At 67.1% G+C, this 24,671-nt stretch carries 15 protein-coding genes and 3 pseudogenes; 4 read left to right on the top strand and 14 right to left on the bottom strand.

The genetic code is table 11. From position 1 onward, the window contains the following. The 10 genes and pseudogenes from era to hrcA form a co-directional block, all read right to left on the bottom strand. The gene (gene era, locus MYXE_RS09180) at positions 1-900 is read right to left on the bottom strand and encodes a GTPase Era (protein WP_003921918.1); all 900 of its coding nucleotides are present in this window, start codon (positions 898-900) and stop codon (positions 1-3) included. Positions 901-907: 7 nt separating this feature from the next. Next, positions 908-1,232 (bottom strand): annotated as a pseudogene (locus MYXE_RS09175) (cytidine deaminase). Positions 1,233-1,376: 144 nt separating this feature from the next. Next, on the bottom strand, positions 1,377-2,684 hold the full coding sequence (locus tag MYXE_RS09170; RefSeq protein ID WP_003921132.1) for a hemolysin family protein: 1,308 nt from the start codon (positions 2,682-2,684) through the stop codon (positions 1,377-1,379). Continuing rightward, positions 2,681-3,217: an rRNA maturation RNase YbeY gene (ybeY, locus tag MYXE_RS09165; RefSeq protein ID WP_003921130.1), complete on the bottom strand. Its 537-nt coding sequence runs from the start codon at positions 3,215-3,217 to the stop codon at positions 2,681-2,683. Before ybeY ends, MYXE_RS09170 begins: the two co-directional genes overlap by 4 nt. Positions 3,218-3,228: 11 nt before the next feature. After that, a pseudogene (locus tag MYXE_RS24360) lies at positions 3,229-3,567 on the bottom strand (PhoH family protein); the annotation flags it as partial. Positions 3,568-4,470: 903 nt separating this feature from the next. Beyond that, positions 4,471-5,175, bottom strand: a pseudogene (locus tag MYXE_RS24355) (PhoH family protein); the annotation flags it as partial. Between the two features lie 103 nt (positions 5,176-5,278). Continuing rightward, positions 5,279-5,710 carry a nuclear transport factor 2 family protein gene (locus MYXE_RS09155; protein ID WP_197904887.1) on the bottom strand — a complete coding sequence of 144 codons (432 nt, stop codon included), beginning with the start codon at positions 5,708-5,710 and terminating at the stop codon, positions 5,279-5,281. A gap of 197 nt (positions 5,711-5,907) precedes the next feature. Next, positions 5,908-6,675, bottom strand: a complete 768-nt coding sequence (locus MYXE_RS09150) for a 16S rRNA (uracil(1498)-N(3))-methyltransferase (RefSeq protein WP_085193469.1) — start codon at positions 6,673-6,675, stop codon at positions 5,908-5,910. Positions 6,676-6,694: 19 nt separating this feature from the next. Next, complete coding sequence (gene dnaJ / locus MYXE_RS09145; RefSeq protein ID WP_003921125.1) at positions 6,695-7,858, bottom strand: molecular chaperone DnaJ; 1,164 nt, start codon at positions 7,856-7,858, stop codon at positions 6,695-6,697. A 71-nt stretch (positions 7,859-7,929) separates the two neighbouring features. After that, entirely contained in the window at positions 7,930-8,961 is a 1,032-nt protein-coding gene (gene hrcA, locus MYXE_RS09140) for a heat-inducible transcriptional repressor HrcA (protein WP_085193584.1), read from the bottom strand. A gap of 135 nt (positions 8,962-9,096) precedes the next feature. Between hrcA and MYXE_RS09135 the strand changes: the two genes are divergently transcribed. The 3 genes from MYXE_RS09135 to MYXE_RS09125 all read left to right on the top strand — a co-directional run bounded on the left by MYXE_RS09135 (position 9,097) and on the right by MYXE_RS09125 (position 10,950). Next, positions 9,097-9,411: a type II toxin-antitoxin system VapB family antitoxin gene (locus MYXE_RS09135; protein WP_003921122.1), complete on the top strand. Its 315-nt coding sequence runs from the start codon at positions 9,097-9,099 to the stop codon at positions 9,409-9,411. 64 nt (positions 9,412-9,475) lie between these two features. Next, a complete protein-coding gene (locus MYXE_RS09130) occupies positions 9,476-10,072 on the top strand; it encodes a carboxymuconolactone decarboxylase family protein (protein ID WP_085193471.1) in 597 nt (198 codons plus the stop codon). Then, on the top strand, positions 10,069-10,950 hold the full coding sequence (locus MYXE_RS09125) for a sigma-70 family RNA polymerase sigma factor (protein ID WP_085193473.1): 882 nt from the start codon (positions 10,069-10,071) through the stop codon (positions 10,948-10,950). Before MYXE_RS09130 ends, MYXE_RS09125 begins: the two co-directional genes overlap by 4 nt. Here the strand turns inward: MYXE_RS09125 and MYXE_RS09120 are convergent. Further along, on the bottom strand, positions 10,947-11,453 hold the full coding sequence (locus MYXE_RS09120; RefSeq protein ID WP_085193475.1) for an MTB12 family secreted protein: 507 nt from the start codon (positions 11,451-11,453) through the stop codon (positions 10,947-10,949). The genes MYXE_RS09125 and MYXE_RS09120 overlap by 4 nt on opposite strands. 217 nt (positions 11,454-11,670) lie before the next feature. Here MYXE_RS09120 and MYXE_RS09115 point away from each other — a divergent pair, with 217 nt between their 5' ends. Further along, positions 11,671-12,174, top strand: coding sequence for an MTB12 family secreted protein (locus MYXE_RS09115; protein WP_085193477.1), 504 nt, complete (start codon positions 11,671-11,673; stop codon positions 12,172-12,174). A 90-nt stretch (positions 12,175-12,264) separates the two neighbouring features. On the opposite strand, the gene mbtG is transcribed toward MYXE_RS09115, so the two are convergent. The 3 genes from mbtG to MYXE_RS09100 are packed head-to-tail and all read right to left on the bottom strand — an operon-like array spanning position 12,265 to position 24,663. Continuing rightward, positions 12,265-13,566, bottom strand: coding sequence for an NADPH-dependent L-lysine N(6)-monooxygenase MbtG (mbtG, locus tag MYXE_RS09110; RefSeq protein WP_085193480.1), 1,302 nt, complete (start codon positions 13,564-13,566; stop codon positions 12,265-12,267). A 19-nt stretch (positions 13,567-13,585) separates the two neighbouring features. After that, on the bottom strand, positions 13,586-18,175 hold the full coding sequence (locus tag MYXE_RS09105; RefSeq protein ID WP_232061766.1) for a non-ribosomal peptide synthetase: 4,590 nt from the start codon (positions 18,173-18,175) through the stop codon (positions 13,586-13,588). Next, a complete protein-coding gene (locus MYXE_RS09100; RefSeq protein WP_085193484.1) occupies positions 18,172-24,663 on the bottom strand; it encodes a non-ribosomal peptide synthetase in 6,492 nt (2,163 codons plus the stop codon). The genes MYXE_RS09105 and MYXE_RS09100 overlap by 4 nt, the downstream gene beginning before the upstream one ends. Positions 24,664-24,671: the final 8 nt, after the last annotated feature.

Genomic DNA, 24,671 nt, shown 5'->3' with positions numbered 1-24,671 from the left:
TCAAAACCCAAGCCGACCAAGCTGTTTGGGGTCGCGCTGCCAGTTCTTGGCGACCTTGACGCGCAGGTCGAGATAGACCCTGGTGCCAAGGAGCTTCTCGATTTGGGTACGCGCGGCGGTGCCGACTTCGCGCAGCCGGGTGCCGCCCTTGCCGATGACGATGCCCTTTTGGCTGTCGCGCTCGACGTAGAGCACTGCGTGCACGTCGATCAGGTCGTCGCGGCCTTCCCGCGGTGCGACTTCGTCGATCACCACCGCCAGCGAATGCGGCAGCTCGTCGCCCAGACCCTCCAGGGCGGCCTCCCGGATGAACTCGGCCATCAGCACTTCTTCGGGTTCGTCGGTCAGCTCACCGTCGGGGTAATACGCCGGCCCGGGCGGCAGCGCGGCGGCCAGCACGTCGATCAGCACGTCGATCTGGGCGCCGGTGACTGCGGAAACGGGGACGACCTCGGTGCCAGACCCCACCAGCTCGCCGACCGCGGCCAGCTGGGCGGCCAGCTGATCCTTGGATACCTTGTCGATCTTGGTCACGACGACCACAAGCGTGGTCTTGGGCGCGATGGAGCGAATCTGGTCGACGATCCACCTGTCCCCCGGGCCGATCGCCTCGTCGGCGGGTATGCACAGCCCGATGACGTCCACCTCCGCGTAGGTGCCGCGGACCAGGTCGTTGAGCCGCTTGCCCAACAGGGTGCGCGGTCGATGCAGCCCCGGGGTGTCGACCAGGACGATCTGGAAGTTCTCCCGATGCACGATCCCGCGAATGGTGTGACGGGTGGTCTGCGGGCGGGTCGAGGTGATCGCCACCTTGGCGCCGACCAGCCTGTTCATCAGCGTCGACTTGCCGGTGTTGGGTCGGCCGACGAAACAGACGAAGCCGGAACGGAATTCACTCACGGCGCCGTCATAGCACCACACCGTCGCGGTCGGTGACGATCACCGCTGCCGTCGGCGACAGCTCGCGCACCGCGGCGACGCCGGCATCGTCGGCGGACCCCCACCAGCACCGCGGCCTCGAGCCCGGTGGCGCCGCTGGACACCGCCGCGGCCACCGCCGACTGCAAAGCACTCAGTTGCAGCGTCGACAAGGCGACTGGCGCACCGGCGTAGCTGCGGCCGTCGAGATCACGCACCGCGGCGCCGCTGGTGGCGTCGGCTCGGGCCATCGCCGCCCGCGCCAGCATCACCAGCTTCGCATCCTCGGCGTCGAGCTGCTCACCCGTCGCCATTGGCCTCCCCAGCGTGGTGGCCGTCGGTGTCTGCGGGAATCATGCGCGCCGCTCCTCCTCATCGCTTCGCTCTGCATCGTCGCCGGCTCAACTCAACTGCGCCGCTCCTCCTCATCGCTTCGCTCTGCATCGTCGCCGCTCAACTCAACTGCGCCGCTCCTCCTCATCGCTTCGCTCTGCATCGTCGCCGGCGCGGCTGAGCAAGACCGTACCGATCCGCAGCCGCCCACGATGGTCAGGGCCGCCTTCGGCGTGCAGCCGCAGCCCGTGCGACACCACCTCCGAGCCAGGCAGCGGAACCCGGCCCAGCTCCAGCGCAAGCAGGCCGCCGACCGTGTCGACGTCGAGATCCTCCTCGAACTCCACGCCGTAGAGCTCACCGAGATCCTCGATCGGCAGTCGCGCCGATACTCGAAACCGATTGTTGCCCAAGTCTTCTACCGGCGCCGTCTCAGCCTCGTCGTACTCGTCGGCGATCTCGCCGACGATCTCCTCCAGCACGTCTTCGATGGTCACCAGCCCAGCGATCGCGCCGTATTCGTCGACCAGCAGCGCCATGTGGTTGCGGTCGCGCTGCATTTCCCGCAGCAGCCCATCCAGCGGCTTGGAATCCGGCACGAACACTGCCGGGCGCATCACCCGCGTGACGGGGGTGCCGCGGCCACCGTTGGCCGAGTAATCGGTCTGTTTGACAAGGTCTTTCAGATACACCACACCGAGGATGTCGTCGACGTTCTCGCCGATCACCGGGATCCGCGAGTGCCCGCTGCGCACCGCCAGCGTTATCGCCTGGCGAACCGACTTGTCGCTTTCGATCCAGATCATCTCGGTGCGGGGCACCATCACTTCGCGGGCCGGCGTGTCGCTGAGTTCGAAGACGGACTGGATCATCCTGCGCTCGTCGGCGGCGACGACACCACGCTGCTGAGCCAGGTCGACGACCTCACGCAACTCGATCTCGGAGGCGAACGGCCCGTTGCGGAACCCGCGGCCCGGGGTCAGGGCATTACCCAGCACAACCAGCAGGCGGCTGATCGGCATCAGCAGCCACGAAATCACTTGCAGCGGAAAGGCCGCGACCAGCGAGATCGAGTACGCGTGCTGGCGGCCCAGGGTGCGCGGCCCGACCCCGATGACGATGAAGCTGGTCACCACCATGATCGCCGCGGCGGCGAACAGGCCCCAGTCCAGGCTCAGATTGTGCCGGAGGAAGACGACCAGCAGGGCGGTCGCGGTGATCTCGCAGACGATCCGCAGCAGCACTACCAGATTGATGTAGCTGGGCCGATTGGCCATCACCCTGGCCAGCCGCACCGCGCCGGGCCGTTCGTCGCGCACCAGTTCTTCCACCCGCGCCACCGACACGGTGCTGATCGCGGCGTCGATGGCGGCAAACAGCCCGCCCAGACCGATCAACACGATCGCGCCGAGCAGCGGAGCAAACCCGCTCACGGTTGGTCGAAATACCGCGACTTGTCCAGCAGCCGGCGGTCCCGTTCACTCTGCCGATCCTGATGGTAGGCCTCGACCTGATCGGCAACCCATTCTTCCAGCAGCTGCTGCTGCAGGGCGAACATCTCTTTTTCCTCGTCCGGCTCGGCGTGGTCGTAGCCCAGCAGGTGCAGCACGCCGTGGATGGTCAGCAACGCCAACTCGTGACCCAGTGAATGCCCGGCAGCAGCGGCCTGCTCGGCCGCAAACTCCGGACACAGCACGATATCGCCCAGCATGCCCGGTCCCGGCTCCGGGGCGTCGGGGCGTCCGCCGGGCTCGAGCTCGTCCATCGGGAAGCTCATCACATCGGTCGGACCGGGCAGGTCCATCCAACGCATGTGCAGGTCGGCCATCGCCGCGGTGTCCAGCAGCACCATCGACAACTCGGCCGCCGGGTTGACGTTCATCCTGTCGAGTACGAACCGCGCGACGCTGACCAGCTCGGCTTCCGAGACGTCGATGCCAGACTCGTTGGATACCTCGATGCTCATGGCTTCACCGCTCACCGGCGATGACGCGCACCCGACGCCCGCCGCGCAGCCCGGTTCATGGTCAGGCCAGGCTCCTCGTGTTTCGCGTAGGCATCCACGATTTCGGAAACCAGACGGTGCCGGACCACGTCGGCGCTGGTGAGCTCGGCGATGTCGATGTCGTCGATACCCTCGAGGATATCGACTGCCGCCCGCAGCCCCGATTTTGCGCCGCCCGGCAGGTCGATCTGCGTAATATCGCCGGTAACAACGACTTTCGAGCCGAACCCGAGACGGGTCAGGAACATCTTCATCTGCTCGGCCGTGGTGTTCTGTGCCTCGTCGAGAATGATGAACGCGTCGTTGAGAGTGTTGTGTGTGAGCAGGAAATCCTCGGTGACATACAGCGAATCGGCAGCCGCCACCTGGATGCACACAGCTTCCTCGGTTCCTGCGGGCTCAATACGGTCGACGAAGCGCATCGGTCGGCCACCCGCGGCGTCGTACTTCGCGGCCTTGCGGGCCAGCCGGAACGGGGCAATGCCCTCCGGAAGACGAATATCGAGGATGTGCGCGTCGGATCGATGGTGTGCGCCGCGGGTGAGGCCGGGCTCTCGCCCCTGCGCAGTCCCGGCGTGCTGGCAGACGACGCCGCCGAGCGAGCGGACCAGGAACACCACGTCGTCACGCAGCCGATCGCAGGCCGTCGTGTACTGGACGCGGCAGGCGCGTCCCTGCCGGCTGACCCGCCCGCCCTCGCTATCGAGCAGGCCTTGCAGAACGGCCAGCCGCACATCGGGGGCATTGAACAGGTAGTCCTCGGGGACGAACTCCGTGCTCGACCGGACGCCCGCGAGCCCATGTCGATCACCTGGACGGCTGTCACCATCGCCCAATAGCAGACCCAGCGCGTACGGGTCGAGCGGCACGGGCCGGGCGGTGAAGCGCACCGGAGCGCTTAGCAGCGGCAGCTCGTAGCGGTGCTCGTCCGCCGCGCGGAGGTTGCCGATCATCTCCTTGGTCTGCAGCACCCGTGGCGGCTTGCCACGCGACCGGTCTTCGCGCGTGTACACCGACCACAGGTGGTCGCCGGAGGCCAGTGTCGACGAACCGTCCTGGGCGTGGATGCGGTAAATCTCTTTGAAGCCCTGCGGATAGACGCCCAGCACCTCCGTCGGGCGCCCGTCTGAGCCGACGACGAAATCCCCCTCGTGAAGGTCGCCGATCGGGCGGAAACCGTTGGGTGTCAACACCTTGGTGAACAGCGGTTGTGCTCGGCCCCGCATGTATGCCAGCGGTGCGACCTCAATTACCCCGGCGCTCATCAGCTTTGGGATCAGCTCGGGATCCATCATGTCGTAAAGGGCGTCGTAGAGCGGCCGTAGGTAGGGGTCTATCTTTTCGCTAAGGGTGCCCGGCAGAAAGCCAAGGCGCTCACCGGCTTCCACGGCCGGCCGGGTCAAGATGATCCGGGTGACTTGTTTGCTCTGCAACGCGTTGACCGCTTTGGCCATCGCCAGGTACGTCTTGCCGGTGCCGGCCGGTCCGATCCCGAACACGATGGTGTTGGCGTCGATCGCGTCGACGTAGCGTTTCTGGTTGAGCGTCTTGGGTCGAATTGTCTTGCCGCGCCGCGACAAGATGTCGAGGGTGAGCACTTCGGCCGGCGACTCGCTGCCGGAGCCGACCAGCATCGCCACACTGTGGCGCACCGCTTCCGGGGTCAACGGCTGGCCGCTGGCCACGATCGTGACCAGTTCGGCGATCACTCGTTCGGCGAGCGCCACATCGGCGGGCTCGCCGGAGAGGGTGATGGCATTGCCGCGCGCATGCAGATCGGCGGCCAGTGTGCCTTCCAGTGCGCGCAGATTCTCGTCGGCCGAACCCAGCAGGCCCACGACGAGGTCGGGCGGAACGTCGATGCTGCTGCGAACCTGAGCGGAGGCGGGATCAGCAGCGTTGGTTTCGCGGGGCGTCACGTGGTGTCTTATGCCTGCTTTCTGGGTTTTCGTTGCGGATGTGTCGGTTTGCCAGTCTACCGCCGAGCACCGTCACGCCCCAATGCTCAGCGGTCAGCCGCGGTCAGCACCGCAGCAGCGTGTTGGCGGGCAAGTCCTTGTCGAGCACCTTGTGGGCCTGGACAGCACCGGTAACCGGCAACTGTGTCTCGTCGAGCAGACCAACCTGGACCAACAGCGACGCCCGGTCCCAGCAGATCCGCTCATAAGCGACTTTGCCCTTGTCAATGCCCATCACAACGACCACCGGCAACAGCACCGTGCGCCCGGTCGGTGCCACGTTCGGAAGAAACGCCGGCACCGCGATGTCACGAGTGAAGGACATGATCATCTCGTCGACGACGCGATCCGCGCGGACGGTACGGCACACCGGGATGATCGTGGCGTCAGCGGGCCAGTTGCCGATGAAATACTTGTCGTAGAAGCTCGTCAGCTCGTCAATGCCGACCCCACCCATCATGGTGGGCACGTGGTTAACAAAAGCGTCCGCAGACACGTCGCCATGGTTGCGGCGACGTCCTTGGTCACGAACTCTCGGGCAACGTGCTCGTCGAAAATCGCGCTCAAATCATAGGTGTTCTCGCTCATCGGGCACTCCGTTCACGTTGGGTTCGAGAGTCCCATCCACGCGGCTTGTCCGGGCAAGAAAGACAAAAATACTGCGCTGCTTTCGATCTCGGTGCGCAGCAAGCCTCACCGCAACCCATTCGCAGGCTGGTCCCACCGCGGCGTCAGCACGCCCAAGGCACCGAGTGCGACGGCGGCTGCACTCGACGTCCGCAGCACCGTCGGGCCCAGCCGAACCGCGACCGCGCCCGCGTCAGTCAACGCGGCGATCTCGTCGTCGGCGATGCCACCCTCGGGGCCCACCACGAGCATCAACGAACTAGCTTGTGCCAGTGGCACATCGGTGAGCTGAGCGGCGGTCGACTCATGCAACGCCAGCACGGTCGTCCCCGCGGCCACTTCGGCGCGGATCCGCTGGGTCAGCGCCGCGGTGCAGACCACACCGTCGACAGGCGGGATATATGCCCGCCGCGATTGCCGGGCAGCGCTGCGGGCGACGGCGCGCCAGCGCCGCAGGCCCTTGTCGGCCCGGGCGCCGTCCCAGCGGGCCACGCAGCGCGCAGCCTGCCACGCCAGGAATGCGTCGGCACCGGCCTCGGTGGCCAGCTCGACCGCCAGTTCTGAACGCTCGGACTTGGGCAGCGCCTGCACCACTGTCACCGGCGGCTGTCCGGGTGCCACGGTCCAGCGGCTCAGGACCCGGGCTCGCAGCCGGTTGCGGCTGGTCTCCTCCACCACGCAGTCGGCCAGGCCGCCAGCGCCGTCCCCCAGCACCAGCCGTTCGCCGGAACGGATCCGTCGCACCGTGGCGGCATGAAATCCTTCGTCACCGCACACCTCGGCCAGCGCGCCGGTGCCGGGCAGCGCGTCGACATAGAACAGGGTGGCCACCACAGGCGCGGCTCACCGAAGGTCAGCGGCCCGTAAACGTTTCACGCAGCCGGCTGAACAGTCCGCTGCCCGTGCTGCCGTGAGCCGACCGCACTTCGGCGACGTCGTGGCTGCGGCGGCTCTTGAACTCCCGAAGCAGCTGCGTCTCGCGGTTGTCCAGCCGCGTGGGCACCACCACCTCGACATGCACATGCAGATCGCCCCGCACGCCCGACCGCAGGTGCGGCATCCCGTGGCCCGCCAGTTTGATCGTTGCGCCCGGCTGCGTGCCCGCTGGAATGGTGACTTGGGTGGGGCCGTCGAGAATGTCGTCGATCGTGACCGTGGTGCCCAACGCCGCATCGACCATCGGGACCGAGATCGTGCAGTGCAGGTCGTCGCCGTCGCGGAGGAAGATGTCGTGCGGTTGCTCGTGCACCTCGACGTACAGGTCGCCAGCCGGGCCACCACCCGGTCCGACCTCGCCCTGCGCGGCCAGGCGCACCCGCATCCCGTTGCCGACACCGGCGGGTATCTTGACGCTGATTTCTCGACGCGCCCGCACGCGGCCGTCGCCGCCGCACTGGTAGCACGGGTCGAGGATGACCTCCCCGACACCGCGGCAGGTCGGACACGGCCGCGACGTCATCACCTGGCCGAGCAGCGAACGCTGAACGGTTTGGACTTCTCCCTGCCCACCGCACGTGTCGCAGCGCACCGGGCCGGAGTTGCCGTTGGTGCCGCGCCCGTGGCAGCGGTCGCACAGCACCGCGGTGTCGACGGTGACCTGCTTGGTGACACCCGCTGCGCACTCTTCGAGATCCAGGCGCATACGCAGCAGCGAGTCCGAGCCCGGCCGAACCCGTCCAGCCGGGCCTCGCGACGCCGAACCCCCGCCGAAGCCGCTGCCGAAACCGCTGCCGAAGAACGCTTCGAACACGTCGCCCAACCCACCGAAGCCGGGGAACCCGTTGGCCGACATCCCGGCGCTTTCCATCGGGTCTCCACCCATGTCAACGATGCGGCGCTTTTCCGGGTCGGACAGCACCTCGTAGGCGACGCTGATTTCCTTGAACTTCGCCTGGGCTTCCTCGTCGGGGTTGACGTCAGGGTGCAGTTCGCGCGCCAGCTTGCGATACGCGCGTTTGATCTCCGCATCGCTCGCGTTCCTGCTCACGCCGAGCAGACCGTAGTAATCGCGTGCCACGCCTAACCTTTCCCAAGCCGCTCTTGGGCCGCGTTACGCGGCTGTCCACAAATTCTGCAGCAGGTGCGCGATCATCGGGCACCCAGCACTTCGCCGATGTACATAGCAACTGCTGCAACGGTAGCGATAGTTCCCGGATAGTCCATTCGGGTCGGACCGAGCACGCCCATGCCCCCGTAGATCGTGTCATGGGTGCCGTAAGCGGTCGACACCACCGATGTGGCGGCCATCTCCTCGGCCTCGGTCTCGTGACCGATGCGCACGGTTACCTTGCCGGCTTCCTGCTGGGCCGCGAGCAGCCGCAGCACTACCACCTGTTCCTCGAGGGCTTCCAGGATGGACCGCAAGGACCCGCCGAAGTCGGCGGTGTTGCGGGTCAGGTTGGCGGTGCCGCCCATCAGCAACCGTTCCTCGTTGTGCTCCACCAGCGATTCCACCAACACGGTCGCGGCCCGCCCGACCGCGTCGCCCAGCCCGCCGGCGCCGTCGAGGTGTTCGGCCAATTCGGCCACCGCCGCCGAGGCCGCCGCCAGCTTCTTACCCTCCAGCGCCTGGCCCAGCATGTCGCGAAGCTGCGCCAATTGGTGCTCGTCGATGACGTCACCGAGTTCGACGATGCGCTGGTCGACCCGGCCGGTGTCGGTGATCACGACCATCAGCAGCCGCGCCGGGGTCAGCGCGATCACTTCCAGGTGCCGCACGGTCGACGTCGACAGCGTCGGATACTGCACGATGGCCACCTGGCGGGTGAGCTGGGCGAGCAGCCGCACCGCGCGGCGCAGCACGTCGTCGAGGTCGACACCGGACTCCAGGAATTTCTGGATCGCCCGCCGCTCGGCCGCGGACAGCGGTTTGACGTCCTCGAGCCGGTCGACGAATTCGCGGTAGCCCTTTTCCGTCGGCACCCGGCCTGAGCTGGTGTGCGGCTGGGTGATGTAGCCCTCGGCCTCGAGCACGGCCATGTCGTTGCGGACGGTGGCGCTGGACACGCCAAGGTTGTGCCGCTCCACCAGGGCCTTCGAGCCGATCGGCTCCTTGGTGGCAACGAAGTCGGCGACGATGGCGCGCAGCACCTCAAAGCGACGCTCCTCGGCACTTCCCATCGCGATCACCTTTCCCTGAACGGCTCCATTTTAGGGCCACGACCAGCGCCTCACGGTCTTCGCCATTTCGGCCCGCATTCTTGCCGCGCTAACCTTGTCAACCATGCCCACGTCGAGCCGGGGCGTCGCCGCGAGATGATCTTCAAAGGTGTGCGGGAGGGCAAGCCGTATCCGGATCACGGCCTGTCCTACCGGGACTGGTCGCGGATACCGCCACGGCAAATCCGGCTCGACGAATTAGTCACCACCACAACGGTGCTCGCGTTGGACCGGTTGTTGTCGGAGGACTCGACCTTCTACGGTGACCTTTTTCCGCACGCGGTGAAATGGAAGGGAATCGTCTATCTCGAGGACGGTCTGCACCGGGCCGTGCGTGCGGCGCTGCGCAATCGCACCGTGCTGCACGCGCGCCTGCTCGATATGGACCTGCCGCTGAGCCAGCGGGCATAACGCGGTCACAGTGTGGCGCCCTCGGGTGTCGGGGTAGGTAAGACCACCATTAAGGAGGGATGCCATGCCGCGACTTGCCGGAGTTTCCGACCGTGACGCCGGGCTAGCCACGAAGATCGCCTTGTTCTTCACCAAGCGCCACCTGACCAAACTGGCGGGCCGCCAAACCGCGACGATGCTCGAGCCGCTGCGCATGTATGCCCACGTCCCGCGGTTGTTGAACGCCTACGGCAGACTCGAGCAGGCGTCGGCCAAGCTCGATCTGCTCGACCGGCGGCATCGAGCACTGGCCGAGCTGAAGGCCGCGACCACCGTGCGTTGCGAGTACTGCATCGACCTCGGTTCGCAGATCGCGCGCCGGTGGGGCCTAAGCGACGAGGAACTGCTAGCGCTGCCGACATACCGGACCGCCGCGTGTTTCTCGCAACAGGACCGGCTGGTGCTCGACTACGCCGCGGCGATGAGCCGCACACCCGTGGAAGTCAGTGACGAGCTCGTCGACGCCCTGCGCAGCTTTTTCACTACCGCCGCACTTGTCGAACTGACCTACGTCATCGCCCTGGAGAATTTGCGGGCCCGGTTCAACCTGGCGCTGGGCATCGGTTCGTCGGGCTTCTCCGAGGGCATGGTCTGCGCGTTGCCGGACACCGGCGAGCAGTGACCGCAGACGCGTCGCTGGCGGCGCAATTCGACGCGGCGCGCCCGCAATTGAGCGCTCTTGCCTACCGGATGCTGGGTTCGGTTCACGACGCCGAGGACGCGGTGCAGGAAGCCTGGCTGCGGCTGACCCGTGACCAGGTGGGTACCGACGAGATCGCGAATCTTGGCGCGTGGCTGACCACGGTCGTGGCCCGGATCTGCCTGAATACGCTGCGCGCTCGGCGGGTCCGTCGCGCCGAAGAGCTGGTCGCCCAGGTTCCCGACCCGATCGTGGACGCGGTCGGGGAATTCGATCCCGAACATCAGGCGATGCTGGCCGACGCGGTGGGGCTGGCGTTGTTCGCGGTGCTGAACACCCTGGCTCCGGTTGAGCGGCTGGCGTTCGTGCTCCACGACGTCTTCGCGATCCCGTTCGACCAGATCGCGCCGATCGTGGACCGGACACCGCAGGCCACCCGCAAGCTCGCCAGCCGGGCACGGCGTCGCATCAACGATGCGGGCCCGACTCCGGACGCGGACCTGGTGGCTCAGCGTGAAGTGGTCGACGCGTTCTTCGCCGCCGGACGCGCCGGCGACTTCGACCGCCTGGTGTCGGTGCTGTATCCCGACGTCGCGTTGCGCGGCGACTTCGGTCCCGGTGCGGTCCGCTCGGTGCGGGGGGCCTCCGCCGTGGCTGGACTGGCGCAAAGTTACGCGCTACCCGAACGGGAAGTGCGTCCGGCCACCGTCAACGGCGCCGCCGGCGCGGTGGTCTTCGTGGCGGGACGGGCCACCGCGGTCATGGGTTTCGTCGTGCGCGAGGGGCTGATTGCCGCGATCGACGTGCTCGCCGACCCGGCCCGCCTGGCCAGGCTCGACCTGGGCGCGGTGGGCCGTTAGTCGACTCCGGCTGTGGCCGTCTGCAGCAGCGCCACTGCGGAGTCGTGCGACATCATCCAGTTGCCGCCCTGGTTGACGAACGTGTAGTTCTGCGTAACCGGTGCCGCCAGTTTCGGACCGGTCGTGGTCACGTCGGCGGTGACATTTGGACCGGCCTGCTGAATGTTCGCCACGTTGAAGTTCTCCGGGAAGTACCCGTGCCGGTACGCCTCTCTCAGTTTGTGGTCGGCGTCATGGCCTTCACTCGGGCTGATGCCGCCTTCGACGAGGTTCATCTTGGTCGTGTATGACACGCCCGGGTTGGTCACTTGGTTGCAGAGATCAGTCAGCTGTTCGGCGCTGGGCAGGTTCGGTGCCGGCGGCGGGTCCAGCGGCAATGGTGCGCTGACGGCCACGGGCTGCGGCTGGGACGAGACAGAGTCGGCGACGGAAGTCAGGCCCGCGGCGGCGGCGGTGATCGCAGCTATGGTCGCCACACCGGTGGCGAGCGGTTTCACGGTCATGGCTGTCCCTTCTCGTTGGTTGTCCACGTCGGTGTCATTGTGCCGGTCTGGTGCTCGGCGCCGGCTGATCCTATGCGGCGCGTGTCCCGGATATGGCGTTACCGGCCGCCGACCCGTGCTGCACATGTAACACAAACGGCCCGCAAGACGACACAGGTATCAGCGTTAACAACTACAACAGCCCGGCAACGGGACCCCAGCACAGACAAGGACAACCATGCCCGTCAAGCAGTTCGTCACCGGCGTTACAGCGATGGCCGCCATCGGCACCGCAGCCGCCGGCCTGACCTTCCTGGCAGCCACCACGTCGCCGGTGAACCCAGCGGTGCAGCCTGTCGTCTTCGGCACACCGATGCCACAGGACCAAACCGCCAACCTGCCAAGCGCTGACCAGTTGTCGAGCCTTCTCAATAGCCTTGCCAACCCTAATGTTTCGTTCGCGAGTAAGAGCAGCTTGGTCGAAGGCGGCATCAGCCCGGTCGAGGCGCACGCAGCCGATCACGCGCTGCAAAAAGCGGCCAAACGCGGTCAGCTGCCGTTGTCGTTCAGCATCTCGAATATCCAGCCCGCCGGCCCCGGCTCCGCCACCGCCGATGTGGCCGTCTCCGGTCCGAAACTCGCGGCCCCGGTCACCGAGAACATCATGTTCGTCAATCAGGGCAACTGGGTGCTGTCCCGCAGTTCGGCGATGACGCTGCTGCAGGCTGCGTCAGCGGCCTAGCCTGCCGTCAGCCAAGGCGGTTGGCGTCTCCCCGGCTTTGCATCCGCCGGACGGTCTGCCTAACCTCTGGCGCGTCCCATGGTGTGGTCGTCATCGAATCGATTGGTGCTCATGGTTTCTGGTGGGGTCGGCGGTGACGGCCCTGTGACGGCGGAGGGCGATGGTGGCACCGAGCACGCGGTCGGATAGCAGCCCCAGGCAGCTAAGGTTGGGAAAGCCGGGGCCCTGGGTAAGACCAGCAAGGTTGGGCAGGAACAGCTTTGGCGTGACTCCGGTGAGAGCAAGATCGTACCCGATCGCTTCCTGCAGGCTCTCGCCCGTCAGCGGTCCACCCAGCCCAAGTTCCAGCAGATCAAGAGCGTCCTGACTGAACAGCGTCAAGAACCACAGCGGATCGGCGCCCGACCCATCGATTACCAGATCGAAACCGTGTACGGTTTCCAGGTTTTCGGTGCCCCGATCGGTGCTCAGGGTCAACCGTATTTGCCCTTCCCGGCCCACCGCGTGAGCCACCCGGCCACGCAGGTGCCTGATCCGATCGTCGGCCAGCAGCGACTCCTGCACACTCGCTGAGAACACACCGCGGTCGGTGCGGGCCACCGCGTCGCGACGCTCCTCCAGCGTCAACAAGCCCCAGTCGGTCGGGTCGGAAAACAGCGAGTTCTCGAAAAAGCCTTCGCCCCGGGTAAACAGTGTCACCTGCGGCGAGATCACGGTGATCGTCGAAACCCGGTGTCCGAAAAGCTCATTGAGGATCGACGCTGCGGTCTCGCCGCCACCGATCACCGCCACCCGGTCGGCGCAGATCCGGTCCGGTCCGGCTGCGCGGTGCCAGAATTGGGCGATCGAGAGCACTCGCGGATTACCGGGCAGCAAAGACTTTTCAGCTTGACCTGGTCCGGTGATCATCAAAGCATCTGCCCGTACAGTGGTTTCGTGCGTGTGCAGCGCCCAGCTGTCCCCGTCGACGGAGAGCCGCTCGACCTCGCCCTCCACCACTGTCATACCGACTTGCTCGGCCACCCAGCGCAAGTACCGGGCCCACCGCCGGTGCGTGGGTGCGGGTCGGCCGCGGTCGATCCAGTCGGCGAACTGACCGGTGGTGATCAGGTAGGACTGCCAGCTGTAGCGGGTCATCCGCTCGTCGAGTTCGGCGTTGCGGCGCGGCACCAGCGAGGATCGGTAGGGAAAGCCGACATCTTTTTCCGGGCTGGTGCCCAGCCGTTGGGCGCCGTCGGTCCACCCCCCGCTGGCCTGCCAGTTGGCGGCGACCTCGATGCGTTCGACGGCGACCACATCCGGTGTGCCGACACCCATGTCGCGCAGCACCGATGCTTTGGCGGCGACGGCCACCGCCTTGGCGCCGGCGCCGAGCACCGCGAGTGTGGTCATGGTGCCTCCTCGGTTCGGCTCACAGCGCACCCGCCAGGGTGGCTACCGCGTCGCACCACAACGCGGCCAACTGGGTGGCGTCGTCTTCGGTGCTCAGCTGTTCGCTCCAACGCCAGCTGGTCATCAGCTGCGGGCCCGCCGCGGTGGGATGTACCACTGGCACCACGTCGAAGGTGTAGCGCAGCGGCAGTTCTGGTTCGGGTGCTCGGGTCAGCCACGCGTGACGCGCCGGGTCGGTGACCAGTGTCCACGGTGCGACACCCTGGTGCTGGGGGCTGAGGTCGAGTCGGCCGACATAGTTGAGTTGCACCTGCGGGTGCGGCGCGGCGACCAGTGCCGGGTCGCGACGCTGGTAGCGCAGCAGTCCGTAGTCCAGCCCGTTGTTGGGCACCGCGGCGACCTGATCGGCCACCGCGCGAAGCAGGTCACGGGCGGCGGCCGGGTCGCGGCGTGCGGTGTCGATGTCAACGGGTTGCCCGGGGTGACGGAGCCTGACGGGAAAGACAGTAGTGAACCAGCCGGCGGTGTTCGACGTATCCACCGCTCCACCAGGATCGACGAGCTCGTCTTCGCGTCCGTGCCCTTCCAGCGCCACCACCAATCCGTTGCCCACCGGGTCGCCGCGACCTACTCGCCATGACGTCAGCGTCATCGTCAGCGCGGTCAGCAGAAACTCCCGCACACCGATGCCCGCGCCCGCCGATGCGACCTTGTCCAGCATCAGCCGGGTGTCGGCGACCTCGCTGCGCGCCGTGGTCAGGCGCAGCGAGGCCCAGGTGTCACGGCGTGGGTCGGGCCGCCGGGAACCCAGCGCGGGGTCCGGGCCGCGCAGCTGCGCCAGCCAGAAGCCGCGCTGCGCCGCGACTTCAGGGCGGCGGCTGCGCTCCGCCAGCAGCCGCGAGAATTCTCGATAGGTGGTGTATTCGCCTGGCAAAAACAGCTTTTCGCCACTACACAACTGCTTCCAGCCCGCCGCCAGCCCAGCCATGAGCACAAACCACGACACCGCGTCGGTCACCAGGTGGTGCATGACCAAGAGCAGACATCCGCCAGCCGGGTCGTCGCACCACAGCGCGCGAACCATCGCCCCGGCGAACGGATCGATACGGTTGATCACCTTGTGTGCGTGCACGTTCAGGGTGGCCTCCACCGCTCCGGTGACCCGGGTGAGGATGTCGGCGGCGCGCACAACGCCCGGTGGCCGAGTGGTCAACCGATAGCCGTCGTGGCTGACTTCGAGCTGGGCACGCAGCATGTCGTGGCGGTCAAGCATCGCCTGAAGCAGCGATTCTAGTTGTGCCGCAGTGATATTCGGTGGCAACGCGATGAGCGGGGTCTGGACGAAGCGACGGAAGCTTCCGTACTCGTACATCCATGACACGATCGGCAGCGCGACAACCTCGCCGAATCGGTTTGGGTCGTCGGCCGCCGCGGCGCGGGGTGTCACGTGGCCCGCGTCCACGGCCGTCGCGAGCAGTTCGATCGTCGGATTGGCCAACACCATCCGCGGCGTTACCCCGAGGTGGCGGGTCTTGTTGGCCAGCGATATCGCCACGATGCTGTCCATGCCGAACTCGAACAGGTCCTGCTGCACGCCGGGTGTGGCGCCGTCGAACAGCTCGGCCAGCGCGGCCGCCAGCGTTCGCTCGGTATCGGTGGCCGGGGCGCGGCCCGCGCCGGCACCCGGTTCGGGCGGGTCGCCGGCAGCGGCCAGCAACGCCTCGGTGTCGAGCTTGCCGTGCGGGGTCAACGGCATTGCGTCCACGGCGATGATCCGCGCCGGCACCATATAGGCGGGCAGCCGCCGCGCGATATGGGCCCGCACCGCCGCGACATCCACGGCATCACCATCGGCGGTGACAAAACCCAGCAGCCGGGTGCCGGTGGCGCCGCGCACCGGAATCACCGCGGCGCCGGCCACACCCGGGCTTGCCGAGAGCGCGGACACCACTTCGGCGACTTCGATGCGGTAGCCGCGCACCTTCACCTGGTCGTCGCCGCGGCCGAGGTAGGCCAACTGGCCCGACGCCAACCGCCGCACCAGATCGCCGGTGCGATACATCCGCTCACCGGCGCCAAAGGGGTCTGCGACGAACGCTGCCGCCGTAGCGCCCGGGCGCCCCAAGTAGCCACGGGTGAGCTGGTTTCCGGCCAGATACAGTTCCCCCGCGGCGCCGTCGGGCACCGGCCGCAACGCCGAGTCGAGCACGTAGGCCCTTGCACCGCGAACCGCCGTACCGATGTTGGGCACCGGCGAATCGGCGACCTCGGCCACCACCGATTCGACGGTGGTCTCGGTGGGGCCGTAGCAGTTGTGCACCGCGGTTCCGGACAGTGCGCGCAGCCGCGCCCAGTCGTCGGCGGCGATGGCCTCCCCACCGAGCGCGAGCACGGCCAGCCGCGGCCGGCCGGGACATTCGGCGGCTCGCAGCTCTAGCAGCCCGGCCGCGGCCAGCTGGCCGAACATCGACGGAGAGGTGTCGATCATGTCGATGCGCCAGCGGTCGATGCCGTCGACGAGCCGGGCGGCGTCGCGCATATCGGCGGCTCCGAAAAGGTGCACGGCGTGGCCGTCGAGCAGCCCGACCAGCGGCTGCCATGACGCGTCGAAGCTCAGCGACCAGGCGTGGGCGATCCGCAGCGGGCGACCCAAAGTCTCTGTGGCCCGGCGGTATACGCGTTCGCGGTGGTCGGCGAAATAGGACAGCAGGGCGCGATGGGTGCCGATGACGCCTTTGGGCTCACCGGTCGAACCGGAGGTGAAGATGACGTAGGCGGCGTTGTCGGGGTCGGCCCGCTCGGGCAGCGGGTCGGCATCGTGGCCGGCGATGTGGTGAGCCACGGCGGGATCGTCGAGTACCAGCAATTCGCCGTGGTCTGGATACCCGCCGACACTTGCAGCGGTCTGCGTGACGGTCACGGTGAGCCGCGGCGCCGACTGCCGCAGAATCGACGCGATGCGCTGCTCGGGCAGGTCGAGGTCCACCGGCACATATCCCGCCCCGGCCTGCAGCACCGCCAAGATCGCGATCACCGAAGCCGGCGAGCGTGGAAGCGCCAGTGCGACAAGGTCTTCCGGGCCGACTCCGCGCTCGGCCAACACGTGGGCCAGCCGCGCACTCGCATCACGCAAGGCCGCGTAGGTCAGCGCGCCCTCCGCGAACGACAGCGCCACCGCGTCGGGTGTGGCGTCGGCCTGACGCAGGAAAGCCGCTGCGACGGTCGACGATTCGGCGTCCGCGACGACCGGCTCGACCACGGCGAGCCGGCGCCGTTCAGCAGGCAACAGCGCGTCGAGACGATCCGCGGCGCGACCTCCCGACTCCGGCAGCTGGCGCAGGACGCCGAGAATCCGTTCGCCGATATCGGCCACCGACAGATGCGGTAGCGCTTCCGGCACCGCCTCGAGCATCAGCATCAACCGGTCGTCGGGCGGGCAGCTGACGATGGTCAGCGGATAGTGCGCCAGGCTTTCGGCGCCCACCGGCCGGAACCGGACACCGTCCCCACTGACCACGGTCTCCGCGGTCGGCCCGATGGCGACGTTTTCGAACACCAGCAGCGTGTCAAATAGTGCTCCCCGGCCGGCCGCGCGCTGCAACTGGGACAGTCCGAGGAAGCCGAGATCGCGCATGGCGGCGCTGTGCTGCTGCAACACCCGGCAGTGCTCGAGAACCGATGCCCCTGGCCGGAGTTCCACGACCACCGGCACGGTGTTGATGAACAGCCCGACCATCGTCTCGACACCGGCCAGCTCTTGCGGACGGCCGGAGACGACGGTGCCGAACGCGACATCGCGCCGGTCGGTGAGCCGGCCCAACACCACCGACCACGCGAACTGCAGCACGGTGTTCAGGGTCAGGCCGTGCTCGCGGGCCCAACCGGTCAATCGCGTCGTAGCCGCCCGATCCAGTGACAGCGCAGTGCGTTGCGGGATCACCGTGCCCAGCCGCGAATAGCCGGCCTCAGCCAGGATGGTCGGACTTCGCAGTGGCGCGACGTAGTCGATCCAGCGCTGGGTGGTATCCGAAATATCCTGTCTTCCAAGCCATCCGATGTAGTCACGGTAGGGCCGCGGAGTCGGCAGCCCGCTGGTGTCACCCCCGCACTGGTAGGCCGCGATCAGCTCGCGGAAAAACACCGACAACGACCACGCATCCATCAGGATGTGGTGCACGGTAAGGATCAACCGGAACCGCTGGGCCTGCCCGAGCGAGCGAAGCAACAGAAACCGCATCAGCGGGCCTTCGGCGAGGTCGAAGTTGGTCAGTCGCTCTTTTTCCGCGATAGCATCGAATTCGGTTGACTCAGCGTCCAGTTCGCGCCACGGCAGCGTCGCCTCGGCCGGGACGATCTGTACCGGATGCGGCAGATCGCGGTCCCAGAATGAGGCCCGCAAGTTCGGATGGCGCACCAGCATCGCCTCGGCGCTACGGCGCAGCCGCCCCACGTCGAGCGGGCCTTCGATGTCGGCGACGAACTGCATGGTGTAGAGATCCACGCCGTCGCCGGCGAGCCTGGCCAGTGAAAAGAAACCTTGCTGCAGTGGGCTCAGCGCCAGCACGTCCTCGATTTCCGCCGCGCCGGTTTGGGCGTGAACCGCCGTCACGACTTGCGCTCCCTGGCCCAGGACGAGGTCGCCGCCGCGAGATCCTTGGCCGAAAGCCCGGAGGTGCTCATCGGTTCGAACCGGGTATCGCCCGTCTCGGGTGCCGCCGTTTCCGGCGTCTCTGCCCCGATCTCTACGACCGCGGCCAGCTGCTGCACCGTCGGGTTCTCGAATACCATCCGGGGGCTGACCGGCAGACCGGCGCCGCGCGCCCGCGCCGCGACCTGCACTGACAAGATGCTGTCTCCGCCCAGTGCGAAAAAGTCGTCGAAGCGCCCGATCTCGGACACCGACAGCACCTCGGCAAACACCCGGGCGATCGCGGATTCCGTTTCGGTGCGCGGAGGTTCGCTTCGGCCTGTCGTGCTCACCGCCGGCTTGGGAAGCCCGGGCCGGTTCAATTTGCCCGATTCGGTCTTGGGCATCGCGTCGAGCACGGTGATCGACGACGGCACCATGTATCCGGGCAGGGTCGAGGCCATATGCGCGCGCACCGTGGCGGCGAACGTCGACTTCTCAATTTCGTCGGCGGGCGGCTGGTGGGGCACCACGTACCCGGCCAACGTCGTGCTGCCGTCCACCTCCCAGGTGCGCGCCGCCGCGGCGGCCACCCCGTCCGCCGCTTTGAGCGCGGCCTCGACCTCACCGAGTTCGACACGAAATCCGCGCACCTTCACCTGGTGGTCGGTGCGGCCCACGAATTCCAATCGCCCGTCTTGGGTCCAGCGGGCCCGGTCGCCGCTGCGGTAGAACCGGGCACCCGGCTCGGTGGCGTACGGGTTGGCCACGAACCGAGAAGCGGTCAGGGCGGGTCGCCTCCAGTAGCCGCGGACCAGCTGTCCGCCCGCGTAGTACAGTTCGCCGACCACGCCGACGGGCACCGCCTTGAGGCCTTCGTCGAGCAGATAAACCTGGGAATCCGGGAGCGGTCTACCCAGAATCGGCACCGGCGGGGTCAGCGGCCCGCGGACCAAGGCGCCGGAAGTCTCGGTGGCGCCGAAGTTGTTCAGCAGCTCCGGCCCGTGCGGCCCACCGCATTTAGCCAGTAACCGCTCCTGCAGCGACACCGTCATCGGCTCGCCGCCGCACACCAGCCGGGTCAGCGAGCGCAGTGCGTCGGGCCATTCGTCCACCAGCGTGGAAACCAGGCTGGGCACCGCGGTCACCTGTGCTATCGCGTGGCGTCGTATCAGAGCCGCGAGCGCTTCGGGGTCGCGGTGCTCGGCATCGTCGGCCAGGATCGTGGTGGCCCCGGCGGCCACTCCGGCCAACGTCTCCATGCACCCTTCGAGGAACGTCATGGACGCCTGTGCCAGCCGAATGTCGTTGCCCGACACCGGGTAATGCCATAGCTGCCAGTTCAGTCGGGTCGTCATCGCTCGGTGAGTGCCCAGCACACCCTTGGGCTTGCCGGTCGATCCCGACGTGAACACCAGATACATCGGGTCCTCGGGATCTGGCAGCGGTAGCCGGCGCGGCCGGCCATCGGCGGCCATCGCGTGCTGGACGGCCGGGTCGTCGAGCGAAATCAGCGTCACTTGGGGCACGTCCGGCATGGTGTCGAGAGCTTCGGCGGTGACCACCACGACCCGCGGCTCGACGTCGTCGAGCATGAACTGCTTGCGCGCGCGGGGGTAAGCGGGATCGAGTGGGAAAAAGCCCGCCCCGGCCTTCATGATGCCCACCAGCGCGACCACCATGTCGATGCCGCGGCGCGTCGAGAGGCCGACCAACGATCCCGGCCCCACGCCGTGATCGGCGAGCAGCTGCGCGAAGTTGTCTGAACGGCGGTGCAGCGCAGGGAAATCGAGCTGTTCGTCCCGGCAGCGCAAGGCGATGCGGTCGGCACCGAATTCCCGGCTGGGCTCGAGCAGTTCGGGGATGGTCAGCGGACGATCGGCGGGCGGTTCAGCGCCGCGGCTCCATTGGGTCAGAATGTGCCGCTGGTCTGCGGCGTCGATCAGCTGTACGTCGCGCAACGTCGAATCGACGTTATCGGCAAACGCGTTGACCACTTGCGTAAGCCAGCCGGCAAACCGCTCGATGGTGGCCCGCCGATACAGCTCCGTTCGGTAGAGGATGAAACCGGTGTAACCGTGCTGCCCGGAACCGCTGGTGAAGAAATTCACGCTCAAGTCGGCGTGAGCCATGTCGAACGGAGGCTCCAGCGCCGTGAAAAGCGTCTTCCCGCCGGGACCGGAGTCGACCACGCGCGCAGCAGGGAGCTGATCGCGGACGTGAATAACGACCTGGAACAACGGGTTACGGGATAGCGAGCGCACCGGGCTGACCGTGTCGACCACCCGGTCGAACGGCAAATCCTGGTGTGCATATGCGGCCAACGCCGTCTCGCGGGCCCGGCGCAGCACTTCGCGCAGCGTCGGGTTGCCACCCAGGTTATTGCGCAGTACCAGGATGTTGACGAGAAAGCCGACCAGCTGATCCAGTTCGGCTTCGGTTCGCCCCGCCACCGGCGTACCAAGCGGAATGTCCACGCCGCCACCGGCTTTGTGCAGCACCACCGCTACAGCCGACTGCAGCAGCATGAACTCGGTGATCCCGAGCTCGCGGCTCAGCGATACGAGCTTGGCGCGGGTTCGCGAGTCGACGGTGAATCCGACGGAGTCACCGGCATCACCGGGGACCGGCGGTCGCGGCAAGTCCGGCCGCAGCCCAGTGTCCTCGGGAAGCCCATCCAATTGGCGCTTCCAGTAGTCGCGTTGGATCGCGGCGATACTTGCCTGCGCGCCGGTCGGCTCGGATAGCAGCGCGCCTTGCCAGACCGCGTAGTCGGCGTACTGCAGGGGCAACGGCGCCCACGACGGAGCTTGACCGGTGCGGCGGGCCCGGTAGGCGGTCAGCAGGTCGGCGAACAGCACACCGCCCGACCAGTGATCGATGGCGATGTGGTGCACCACCAGCGACAGTACGTGGGTTTCACCGGTGCGCAGTACGGCGGCGCGCAACGGCCACTCCCGTTCGAGGTCGAAGCAATGCTTGCGCTCGGCTTCCAGCTCCGCCTGCAGCCACTCCTCCCCACTGCCGACCGCCCGGCGCACCGGAAACTTACGGGTGGGGTTGACTACTTGGTAAGGGACACCGTCGATCTCGGTGTAGGTGGTGCGCAGAATCTCGTGGCGGCACACCACGTCGCTGACCGCTGCGACCAGTGCGTCCACGTCGCAGGGCCCGGTCAGCCGGGCGACGAACGGAATGTTGCTGGCCGCGCTGGGTCCGTCGATGCGATAGGCGAACCAGGTACGCAACTGAGAAGCCGACAGCGGCGCCGGTCCATCGTGGGATGTCCGAACCAGCTTCGGCCGCCTGAGCGTCACCGCGCCGGACTTCAACTGGTCGATGCGTTCGGCCAGCTGGCCCACCGTCGCCAGCTCGAAGACGTCCCGGATACCCAGTTCCACACCGCATTCCGAACGAATCGCGGCGACCAGCTTGGTGGCCACCAATGAATGCCCGCCCAGGTCGAAAAACGAATCGTCAACTCCCACCTGCTCGCGCCCGAGCAGTCGGGAAAACATGCCGGCGATCCGGGATTCAGTCGGCGTGGTCGGCTCGCGGTAGTCGACGGTGGCCGTGATCTGTGGCTGCGGCAGGGAATCCCGATCGATCTTGCCGTGTGTCGTGATCGGGATTTCGTCAAGCACAACATAGGCGGCCGGCGTCATGTAATCCGGCAGCGCGGCGGCCACCCAGGCGCGGATGCGCTCGACGTCGACGCTGTCCGTGCCGGCACCGTCGGCAGGGGTGACGTAGCCGACCAGGCTCTTGCCCAGCTGCGGCAGATCCGCGGCGACCACGACGGCCTGCCCGACGCTGGGGTCGACCGTGATCGCGGCAGCGACCTCACCGAGCTCGATGCGGAAGCCGCGGATCTTGACCTGCTCATCGGCGCGCCCGACGAACTCGATATCCCCGTCTGCGTTGCGGCGGGCCAAGTCCCCGGAGCGATACAACCGGGCACCGGGATTGAACGGGTCAGCCACGAAGCGTTCCGCGGTCAGCGCTGGCCGTCGATGGTAACCGTGCGCCACATGCGTTCCGCCGATGTAGATTTCGCCGATCACCCCGACGGGCACCGGCTGCAGCGCATTGTCTAGCAGGTGCACCTGGGTGTTGATCTTGGGCCGGCCGATCGGCACAATCCGGGTGCCTTGCGCGCCCTCCACCGGATAGCTGGTGGCATTGACCACGGTTTCGGTGGGCCCGTAGAAGTTGTACAGCGATGCATCGAAGGTGGCGTGGAATTTGTCCGCAATCTCGCCGGGCAGCGCTTCCCCGCCGATTGGTACGCGGCGCAGCGTACGCCATTGATAGACGCCGGGCAGCGACAGGAACAGACCAAGCAGCGACGGCACGAAGTGCATCGAGGTGATCCCCTCGCGGTGCAGCAGATCCGTGAGGTAACCAACGTCGCGCAGCCCGTCCGGACGGGGGATCACCAGGCGCGCACCGCAAATCAAGGTGCCGAAAATTTCCCCGATGGACACGTCGAAGCTAGGTGAAGCGACTTGCAGCAGCCGGTCGGTTTCGTCGACCTGATATTCGTCGCCGAACCACACGAAGTACTCGGCGATCGGTGCGTGCGGCACCGGTACGCCCTTGGGCAAGCCGGTCGAACCCGAGGTGTAGATCAGGTAGGCGGTGTTGTCGGGATGCAAGGGCCGAACCAGGCGGGTGGGGTTTTCCGGCGAGTATTGCGACAGGCCCGGGACTGGTTCGCGCAGCACAATTTTGGCGTCCGCGTCGCCGAGGATGAACGAGAGCCGGTCGTCGGGATAGGTGGGATCGACAGGCAGGTACACCGCCCCGGCCTTGAGGACGCCCAGCGCCGTGATGACCAGCTCGGGAGATTTGTCCAGCAGCACCGCGACTCGGTCCTCGGTGCCGATGCCCTGTTCGATTAGCCAGTGCGCCACCCGGTTTGCTTGCTGGTTGATTTCGTTGTAGCTGTATTGGCGTCCCTCGTACACCACCGCTACGGCATCGGGTTTCATCGAGGCGCGCTGGCTGACTAACGCGGGCAACGTGGTTGGGGCCGTGCTGAAATTCTCGCCACCCGAGACGCGGCGCAGCCAGCCGGCGTCGGCTTCACCCAAGAGTGCGAGCTGAAATAATGCGGCGTCGGGGTGGGCCAGTGCACTCTCGAGCAGGACCGTGTAGTGGTTCAGCAGCTGGTGCACCAGCCCGCCATCGAGCACCTCCACCAGATACTCGGCTTCGACGAGCGCGCCATCATCGTCCATTTCGACCATGAAGTTCAACGGCAACTGACTGAATTGGCCGCGCAGATCAGCGCGCTCGCATCGCACGCCGGGCAGGCAGAAAGCTCCGCCGTCGGCTTCCCGCATGCCAAACCCCACCCGGGTCATCCGCTCGGCGCCGTGGCGGCGATCGGGGTTGGATTCGCGTACCAGCCAGTCGAGGTTCACCCGCTGGTGGGCGAACGCACCCGCCGCCGTTTCGCGGGTTTGATCCAGCAATTCGCGGAAGGTCTGCCGAGACTGCGGCTGCGCCCGCAACACCACGGTGTTGCCGAAATAGCCGATCACGCCTTCGGTCCCCGCCCCACGGTTCAGCACCGGGGCGGCGATCAAAAAGTCGGTGGCGTGGGTGTAGCGGTGCACCAGTGCGGTGAACCCGGCGAGCAGCACCATATACGGCGTAGCGCCGCTCGCACGGGCCAGCGCACTCACCCGGTCAACTGTCGCCCGTGACAATCGTGTCGCTGCCAGCTGGGAGCGCCAGGTAGTAGGCACCGCCGAACCGTGAGGTCCCGGAAGTTCAAGCGGCTCCGGCAGATCCGACATCAGCGCCCGCCAGTAGGCGAGGTCCTCGTCCAGGTTGCCGGCGCGCTCACGCGGCACCGACACCGTGCCGTCCAGTGCCTCCGGGTCAACGTAGGCTCGTGTCAAGTCGGTGAAGAACGGGACCCACGATCCGTCGTCCCAGGCAATGTGGTGCGCAGTCAGCAGCAGCATCAGCTCGTCGGGCCCGAGACGCACCAGGGTGATGCGCAGCGGCGCTTCTGCCGTCAAGTCGAACGGGCGGCGAAACTCCCGCTGCGCCAACACTTCCAGTCGCAACCGCCGGGCCTGATCGCCGAGCCCGGACAGGTCGTGCAGCGCCCAGCCGGGCCGCAGATCCTCGTGGGTGATCGGGTACGCCTCGCCGTCGTCTGCGGTGTGGTAGGTGGTGCGCAGCAGCGGGTGCCGCATCGCGACGGCATCTACCGCGCGATGTAACCGAGCCACGTCCACCGCGCCGGTGATACGGTAGGACACGCAGACGTTGAGCAGTGCACCTGTAGGGTCGACCGACTGCACGAACCACATCCGGCGCTGGCCGTCGGACATGGCAGGGCGTCCGCCGTCAGTGGCCGTGCCCGGTTCGGACAGCAGGCCTTTCTCGGCCAGCTTGCGCCGCAGCAACTCCAGGCGCTGCTCCTCGAGCCGGCTATCGGTGTCAGTCACGCGTCGTC

The organism is Mycobacterium xenopi, from assembly GCF_009936235.1.
Classification (GTDB): Bacteria; Actinomycetota; Actinomycetes; order Mycobacteriales; family Mycobacteriaceae; genus Mycobacterium; species Mycobacterium xenopi.
Note: the sequence above shows the minus strand (reverse complement) of the source record. Positions and strands in the feature narration are given on the sequence as shown.

Bases quoted from the DNA above. Each gene is read 5' to 3' on its own strand.
- ybeY (WP_003921130.1), bottom strand. From the start codon at position 3,217: ATGAGCATCGAGGTATCCAACGAGTCTGGCATCGACGTCTCGGAAGCC.
- hrcA (WP_085193584.1), bottom strand. From the start codon at position 8,961: ATGGGAAGTGCCGAGGAGCGTCGCTTTGAGGTGCTGCGCGCCATCGTC.
- MYXE_RS09135 (WP_003921122.1), top strand. From the start codon at position 9,097: ATGATCTTCAAAGGTGTGCGGGAGGGCAAGCCGTATCCGGATCACGGC.
- MYXE_RS09130 (WP_085193471.1), top strand. From the start codon at position 9,476: ATGCCGCGACTTGCCGGAGTTTCCGACCGTGACGCCGGGCTAGCCACG.
- MYXE_RS09120 (WP_085193475.1), bottom strand. From the start codon at position 11,453: ATGACCGTGAAACCGCTCGCCACCGGTGTGGCGACCATAGCTGCGATC.
- MYXE_RS09115 (WP_085193477.1), top strand. From the start codon at position 11,671: ATGCCCGTCAAGCAGTTCGTCACCGGCGTTACAGCGATGGCCGCCATC.
- mbtG (WP_085193480.1), bottom strand. From the start codon at position 13,566: ATGACCACACTCGCGGTGCTCGGCGCCGGCGCCAAGGCGGTGGCCGTC.